At 68.2% G+C, this 7,631-nt stretch carries 4 protein-coding genes, 1 tRNA gene and 1 pseudogene; 5 read left to right on the plus strand and 1 reads right to left on the minus strand.

Annotation, left to right across the window (positions count from 1 at the left end):
* A pseudogene (locus tag FV228_RS15495) lies at positions 1-515 on the plus strand (aldehyde dehydrogenase (NADP(+))); the annotation flags it as partial.
* Positions 516-645: 130 nt separating this feature from the next.
* Positions 646-720 (plus strand) — tRNA-Gln (locus FV228_RS15500).
* A gap of 174 nt (positions 721-894) precedes the next feature.
* On the opposite strand, the gene FV228_RS15505 is transcribed toward FV228_RS15500, so the two are convergent.
* The gene (locus FV228_RS15505; protein WP_147855441.1) at positions 895-3,198 is read right to left on the minus strand and encodes a TonB-dependent receptor; all 2,304 of its coding nucleotides are present in this window, start codon (positions 3,196-3,198) and stop codon (positions 895-897) included.
* A gap of 571 nt (positions 3,199-3,769) precedes the next feature.
* Here FV228_RS15505 and FV228_RS15510 point away from each other — a divergent pair.
* The 3 genes from FV228_RS15510 to FV228_RS15520 all read left to right on the plus strand — a co-directional run.
* Positions 3,770-4,846: a helix-turn-helix domain-containing protein gene (locus tag FV228_RS15510; protein ID WP_147855442.1), complete on the plus strand. Its 1,077-nt coding sequence runs from the start codon at positions 3,770-3,772 to the stop codon at positions 4,844-4,846.
* Entirely contained in the window at positions 4,846-6,162 is a 1,317-nt protein-coding gene (locus FV228_RS15515; RefSeq protein ID WP_147855443.1) for an MFS transporter, read from the plus strand. The genes FV228_RS15510 and FV228_RS15515 overlap by 1 nt, the downstream gene beginning before the upstream one ends.
* Positions 6,163-7,287: 1,125 nt before the next feature.
* Positions 7,288-7,631: sugar transferase (locus tag FV228_RS15520; protein WP_187277768.1), on the plus strand; the 344-nt coding region annotated here is incomplete at its 3' end.

The raw sequence follows: 7,631 nt of genomic DNA on the forward strand, positions 1-7,631 counted from the left end.
CCGCCGTGACGCGGCTCGCCGAAGGGCCGGAGGGCACGGCCACCCAGGGCCGGGCAGCCCTGTTCGCCACCGATTCGGACGCCTTCCTGGCCGAGCCGGCGTTGCAGGAGGAGATGTTCGGCGCGGCGGCCCTGGTGGTGCGCTGCCCCGACCTCGCCGCGATGCGGGCGGTGCTGGAGCGACTCGAGGGACAGCTCACGGCGTCCCTGCACATCGCCCAAGAGGATCATGCGGCCGTGCGCGGGCTGCTCCCGCTGCTGGAGCGTCGGGTCGGGCGCATCCTGATCGACGGTTTCGGCACCGGGGTCGAGGTGGCCCACGCCATGGTCCATGGCGGCCCGTATCCGGCGACCTCGGACGGGCGCACGACCTCGGTGGGGAGCCTCGCGATCGACCGGTTCCTCCGGCCCGTGAGCTACCAGGACCTCCCCGACGCCCTGCTGCCTGCAGCGCTCCAGGAGGCCAACCCGCTCAACCTCCCGCGCCGGCTCGACGGCACCCTCGAGCGCCGCTGAAAGCCCCAGGGCCGCGGGGGCAGGCGCGAGCCGTCCATCCCCGCGCGCCGCAGGCTCGAACCCCGCCGTCCGCGCCCGAACGACCGCTTGCCAGGCCGGGGCTGCCCGTCTAGACAGCCCCGGCCCACGGTGGGGCGTCGCCAAGTGGTAAGGCAGCGGTTTTTGGTACCGCCATTCCCAGGTTCGAATCCTGGCGCCCCAGCCAAAGTCCTGTGATTCTCAGCCGGCCGTTGACTCTCCGGCTGTTATCGGACCCACCCGAGCCGACCGCGCCGTCCAGGTTCACTCGGGAGGTCCGTTGTCCGAAACGGACAGGGACGCATGTCTTGCCCCGCTCCCAGACCAGCCGGAGCGAACAAGTTCTCGATCCGCCGAGTCTTCAAAACGCGAGCTTCATACCGCCGATCAGCGTGCGTGGGGCGCCGGCGAAGATCGAGCCTGTCGTCTGGGCGAGGATGCCCGCTCCGTTCTGAACGCCGGTGTTGGCGTTGATGGTATCGGCGAGGTTCTGTGCCGAGTTGGTGTAGACCCGATCGAGCAGGTTGCGCAGCTCGAGGTAGAGGCTCAGCCGCCGGGCGAAGCCTGAGTCCGCGGCGCCCGTCAAGGCCCGGTCATAGTGCAGGTTGAGGTTGACGACGGCAAAACCGGCCGCTTTCAGCAGGTTCGCGTTGTCGATGAAGAAGCTGCTCTGGGAGACCGCCTCGACGAACAGGCCCACGCCCGCCCACGGCCCATCCGTCTGCTCGTAGCCGAGCCGGATCAAGGCTGCGTCCGTGGGCACGCCGGGGATGTGGTTGCCCGCACGGTCGAAGCGGGCGGCCCGTGTTCCGGCGCTGAGTCGCTCCACGAAGTTCGTGTAGACTTGGTCGTCGTGGGTGTAGGCCAATGTAGCCCGCCAGCCGTCCCGTGAAATCCAGCGGCCACCGATCTCGATACCCCGGTGTTCCGAGGCTGGAGCATTGAAGACATACGGCAACAGGCCCGCCCCGGGTGACTGCGAGAGCAGTTCGTTGCGGAACAGTTCGTAGAAGCCCGTCACGGACAGCTGCAAGTCCGGTGCGGGCGACCAGTTCACCGCGAGGTCAAACCCCAGGTTCCTCTGGGCTTGAAGCTGCACGTTGTCGCCCGGTTGCCCCGCTGGTGTGATGAACAGGTTGGTCGCCGCAGGCGTCCCGTAGCCGACGGCCGCCCGGCCGCGAACCTGCCATTCGCGAGCGGGGCTGAAGACCAGCGCCAGCTCCGGCGCGACGTTCAGGAAGCTGCGATCCACGCGCACGACCGTGCCGACCGTGCCGGCGGCGCTGGTCGAGAACGTGTCGTTCCGCCCGGTGATGGCCGTACGCTCGACACCGAAACCCGCCACGGCCGTCCAGTGCTCTCCGAGCGTCAGCTCGATCCGAGCCCGCCCGCCGAGATTGTCCTGCACGGTGCGCTGATCGCCGATGAGGGCCCCCAGGCGCGGGCCGCCGTACGGCACCCTGTTGAAGATGGCGGCGTGGCCGTCGATCGTGTTGTAGGTAAGCGCCGCGTAGCCGACCGCCGGGAGCCCGAACAGCGTATCCTGTCGCCTCAGGTCGGTGAGGACATTCCAGGCGGGGTACGATCCGCGCGGTGCCGCCGTCGTGAACGGCTGGTTGAAGGCTCGCTCATCGAAACCGAGCTGCGTGCGCATGGTCGTGGACGCGTCGAGGTCGTGCTCCCAGCGCGCGGCCACCACCGAACGCTGGTCGGCGCGCAACAGGGCCGCCTCGCTCGCCGTGACCGCCGCCGTCGGTCCGAAGGCGCCGTTGACGAAATACGCGACCGTCGTGCAGCCCGGCGCAGCGGTCGCGGCGGCCGCGCAGCCGCGCTGGTAGGGGTTGATCCGGTACTGCGCCAGGGAGGAGCGGGCCGCGAGGTTCGCGTCGAGCGTGTTGTCGATGACCTTCAAAGTAAAGCGATTGTCCGGGGTCGGGGTATAGTTCGCCAAGAGGTTGATCGTCTGCGTGTCGTAGCTCGAATGATCCTGATAGCCGTTGGCGCGGACATCGCTGGCGAACAGGCTGATCTCAAACGGCCCGCTGGCGCCGCCCACGGTGAAATAGGTGTTGAGGTATCCGAAGCTGCCGGCGTCGGTGCCGATCTCGTAGCCGTCGATCTCGCGGCCGGTCCGGGTCTGGAACGCGATGGCGCCCCCCGTGGCGTAATTGCCGAACAACGCCGATTGCGGTCCGCGGAACACGTCGATGCGGCTGTAGGCGTGCGGGTCGGTCAGATCGAAGCGGGAAACACCGTCCGGTTGTGTCAGGGAGAAGCCGTCTTCCACGACGACGATGTTCCTGTTCGTGCCTGTCGACCGGGCATTGCTGCCGCGGATCGACACGATCACATCGCGGCCACCCGTCCCCTGACGGATCGTGACGCCGGGACTGTCGATCAGGACCTGGCCGATGTCGGCCGCGGGCCGATTCGCAATCGCGCCCAGCCGGGTCGTCGGCGCTCCCGCCGGTTCTCGGATTGGCCGGTCTCGGTCGTCCATCAGGGGGCTGGCTGCGGGCTGTCCAGTGGGCGGGTGCGCGTCGCCCACGACGGACAACTCCTCCAGGACAAGGGGGCGTGTTGCCGGAGCAGCGCCAGCGCCGGTGCACAGCGGGGAGGCCGCGAGAAGTGCGATGACGCCGCAAGCGGCACGGTGGCGGATCATGGCTCCGGAGGGCCGTCGGTCACGCACATGGTCGTGTGAGCCTACCCGACGTTTCGGATGAATGCCGGATGGCGAAAGGCGCTGCGCGTGCGTCGAGACGCAATCGATGACACGCGCGTAACATGCGAAAGTGGTACGCACTACGGTCAGAGATTGAGATCGGCCCTATATCGACGTTCCCGTCGAGCAGTGACGTTCCGGATCGTACGGTCGTTGCGAGCAGCGTTCCGCGCTGGCGCAGCCGGGTCGCGGTTGTCGGCGCGGATCCCGCTGCAGTGCGGTCGACTCTCGCTACCCGGACAGGGGACGGACCGCGGCTCGCCAATCGCTCGCGACCCGCTGCTGCGAGGTCACCGGATTGTGACCGTGGGTGGCGCAAGGCCTGTTACGGCCGGATATGGCAGGTCGGCCGTTCGGGAGGCCCTGAATCAAGGTTGCGCGAGGACGCCGCCGATACCCTTGCGTCGGTTTAAGCCGGTTGGCATCCCGGGAACCATTCGAACCGTCGCTCGTATCGCAGTGCGGTCGCCGCACCTGAGCGGGGATCGATGGGGCCGCTGCGAACGCGTGCTTGGCCGCGCGCAGTCGTGATCCGACGAAGATCCTTCCCTCGACCGTCCGGGAGATATGCCGATTCATGCCTGTCGAAGCGCTGACCTTTGACGCGCGCGCCGCCGCAGATTGCGGCAGCTTCGATGCGTATCGGCGGCTCTACAGCTCGGGCACAGACGTCACGCGCACCGACGGCTGTTTCCACGCCACCGTCCGGATCGTGCGGGAGCCCAGGATGGTCGTGTTCGATCGTCGGATCAGCGGCCTTCGGCACAGCCGGGACGCCGCGCGCGTTCGACGCGACGGCTTCGACCATTTCGTTCTGCACCTCCTCCTCTCCGGTGAGCTGGTGTCGGGTCCGATCGAGGACGAGCGGCGGCTCAGTCCCGGGGAGATCATGATCGTCGACACCTCGCGGCCGCACCGGTCGCAGATGGAGCGCGCCCGGCTCATCTCCGTGCAGTTGGCGCGTGAGCACGTGCGCAGCGTGCTCGGGACCATCGATCACATCCACGGGGCGATCCTCCCGGCGGCGGCGGCCGGATTGCTCTCCGACTTTCTGTCCTCGTTCGTCCGGCGGGTGGCGACGTTGCCGCCGGACGGCACCGGCCACGCGGCGCGCGCCGTGACGGAGCTCCTGGGCCTCGGCCTCGCCAACCTGCCGATCACGGATCGGGCGCTGTCGCACGAGGCGGCCGACCCCGTGCGTCGAGCGCGGGCCGAAGCGTTCATCGCGGCACACCTGATGGACGCGGGGCTCGACGTACAGGCCGTCGCATCCGGGATCGGGATGTCGCGCTCGGCCCTCTACAAGGTTTTCGGCGTGGACGGCGGCATCGCGCGCTACATCCAGCAGCGCCGGCTGGAGGCGGTGCGGAAGGCCTTGCTGCGGCCCGGCGAGGATCGCCCCCTGGCTAGCCTGGCGCATGAGCACGGGTTCGCCAACGAAAGCCATTTCAGCCGCGTCTTCGCGGGCGCCTACGGGGCGCCGCCGGGCCGGTTCCGCACGGAGATCCGGCAGGCCCGCTCGACCGGAGCCAGGGACGGGGTTGCCCCCGACCCGGTCCTCGCGCGCTGGGTTGCCGAGTTGTATTGATGCGGGGCGCCGAGGGCGGGAGCACTCGGCCCGGTCGCGCCTGGCGCGACCGGGATGGGCTGCCTCTGGTCCTGCTGCTCGCGGCGGTCCAGCTGGTCGCCTTCGGCGATCGCTTTCTGATCACCCTCGTGGCGCAGCCCCTAAAGGTGGATCTCGGCCTCAGCGATGCGCAACTCGGGCTGGTTCAAGGGTCGGCGTTCGCGCTGGTGAATGCGCTCGCCATGCCCGGCATGGGTGTCCTGGCGGATCGCGGCCATCGGCGTGCGCTGCTGGTCGCCAGCATCGTCGTGTGGGGCGCGGCGACCTTCGCGTGCGGCCTGTCAGACACCTTCGTGCTGCTCCTGGGTGCCCGCGCGCTCCTCGGCCTCGGGCAGGCGGCGATCACGCCCGTCGCGCTCTCGCTCTTGTCCGATCGTTTGCCGAGGCATCGGCTCGGACGGGGCATCTCGTGGTTTACGGCCGGTGGAAGCGTCGGGCGCAGTTCCGCCCTCCTGCTGGGCGGAACGGTGCTGGCTTGGATGACCGGGATCGGCGGCTTCCGGCTTCCCGGAATGGAGGCCGCCCTGCCGCCATGGCGCGCCCTGTTCATCCTGGCCTGCCTCCCCAACGTCCTGCTGCTCGTCGGCGCCCTCCGCATCGTTGAACCGTCACCCGCGCCGCCAACGCGCGACACGCGGCTCCGGGCGTGGCTGTGTCGGCGGCGCGCGCAGTATCTGCCGCTCTTCGGGACCGCCGTCGCAGCCGTCCTGATCGGACAGACGCTGACGGCCTGGATCCCGACCTTCTACGTGCGGGTCCATCATCTCACGCCCGCCGAGAGCGGCATACGGATCGGCCTGCTGGTTCTCGTCGCGGCACCGGCCGGACATCTCACGGCCGGGCGGTTGCTCGATCGTTGGCGCGCGCGCGGACGACGCAGACCCGGATCTCTCATCCTCGCGGCCGCCCTCGCGCTGACGGGTCCCGCGGTCGCCGCGACCGCGCTCGCCTCCGACCTGAATGTGTCCTTGACGGCGTTGACCGTCCTGGTGGCGCTTCTCGGCATGACCAGCGCACCCATATTGGCCAGCCTTCAGGTCCTGACACCCAGAGCCTTCCGCGGACGCGTCAACGCTCTTTTCGTGTCCGGCGTCACGCTGATCGCCTTCGGTCTCGGTCCATTCCTCGTCGGTGTCCTCAACGATCGGATCTTCGGCGCCGAGGGCGTCGGGCTGGCGATGCTGACCGTGTTCGTCCCCGTCTCGGCGCTGGGGTCTGTCCTCGCCCTGGTCGGCGGCGCCGTTCGTACGCCGTCGAGGCCGGACCGTTCGCGATAGCGGTATCCCGGCGATCGGACCGGCGACGCTGTCGCGGGCCAGCCCGCATCCGGCGCCGACGCGTCCGCGTTTGTCTCGGCGTCCCGTTCTTTTGTCCTGCCGTTTTTCCCGGCTCAATTGGTTAGCTTGGCGGGTTACAGTGTCTGTAAGGGCACTGCGGACCTGTTCATAACCGCCTATGCGGTCATTGGATCGTCTTTGCTTTTATGTGCGGCCAGACATCGTGTTTAAATTGCAGATCAAGTCCTCGAGCACAAAGATCCGGTGCGCCCCCTTCGTGCTGGAGACGCAAGTCTTCGACGAGGCGATGAGCGTCGCCGACCGGGTGGCTGCAGCGTGCCGTAGGACCGGGGCCGCCCGTTGCGATTCCACATGGGACTGGGTTGTGGAGATCATCGGGGAGACCGGCGGCATTTTCTATTGTGCACCGGTGGCGCAAGCATGATCGCGCCCAGCATACGGCCGACCATCGTCGACGTTCACCAGGGCGTATCTTCGATCCCGTCGGCGGATGTCTCAGTGCGCGCGACGAACCGTGTGCCGAACCTCGCCTGCATCGGGCTTCACGCCGCCCGTAGCCCAAGCGATCAGGGCTATGGCTGTCGCCGACATGAGCGGCACCGCGGGTCCGCTCGCGATCGACGGATCGCCATCGATGACTTGGTTCTGGTGTTGGGAGGCCAGGTCTTCCTGCCGGCGTGCCCGTAGAGAGCCCGACCGATGGGGCTCGCTTGAAGTGGGTGCTGCCGTCCGACGCATCCGCATCTGTGTCGCGTACGATCGATCCGGGCAGACGGGGCTCTCCGATCCGAAACTACGTAGGCTTCAGCGGCCGAACACTGCGGCAGGCGGGCGGCGACCTGTTTTCCTTCGACGGCATCGCCCAACTACGTACGCCGCCATAGACCAGTTAACTAAGTGCATTTGAATTAAATATCGCCTCTAGTCTCATATCGGCATCCGTGATTTACCCGCTTTTAGACGTAATGATTGATTAACCATCCAGCCAATACCCAAGGCAACCGTCGCTACCCAGAGGCCGGAACTATGCTGCACAGTGTATTACATCGACGTGATGCGGCCGATTTCGCGGCTCGTCGGGCTGCGCCTGTCGGTGGCTGTGCCGTGACGGTTGACCTGACGGTCGGTCAGGTGAGCGAGGCGGCCGAGGCTGTTGCGGAGGCTGTGCTGCCGGAGACGCCGTTCGTGGCGCGGGGGCTTCGGCTCGACTGGGCGGCCAAGCGCGGGCTCGACATCGGGGTGGCGGCGACGGCGCTGTTCCTGCTGCTGCCGCTGATGCTGCTGATCGCCGTGCTGGTCTGGGCCGGCGACCGCAAGGCGCCGATCTTCCGGCACATGCGGCTCGGCCGGGACGGACGCAGCTTCGGCTGCCTGAAGTTCCGCTCGATGGTCACGGACGGCGAGGGCGTGCTGGCCGCGCACCTGGCCGCCAGCCCGCGCGCCCGGGC

It is taken from the genome of Methylobacterium sp. WL18, from assembly GCF_008040015.1.
Lineage (GTDB): Bacteria > Pseudomonadota > Alphaproteobacteria > Rhizobiales > Beijerinckiaceae > Methylobacterium > Methylobacterium mesophilicum.

Coding starts and splice junctions, on each gene's coding strand:
- FV228_RS15505 (WP_147855441.1), bottom strand. CDS start 3,198: ATGATCCGCCACCGTGCCGCTTGCGGCGTCATCGCACTTCTCGCGGCC.
- FV228_RS15515 (WP_147855443.1), top strand. CDS start 4,846: ATGCGGGGCGCCGAGGGCGGGAGCACTCGGCCCGGTCGCGCCTGGCGC.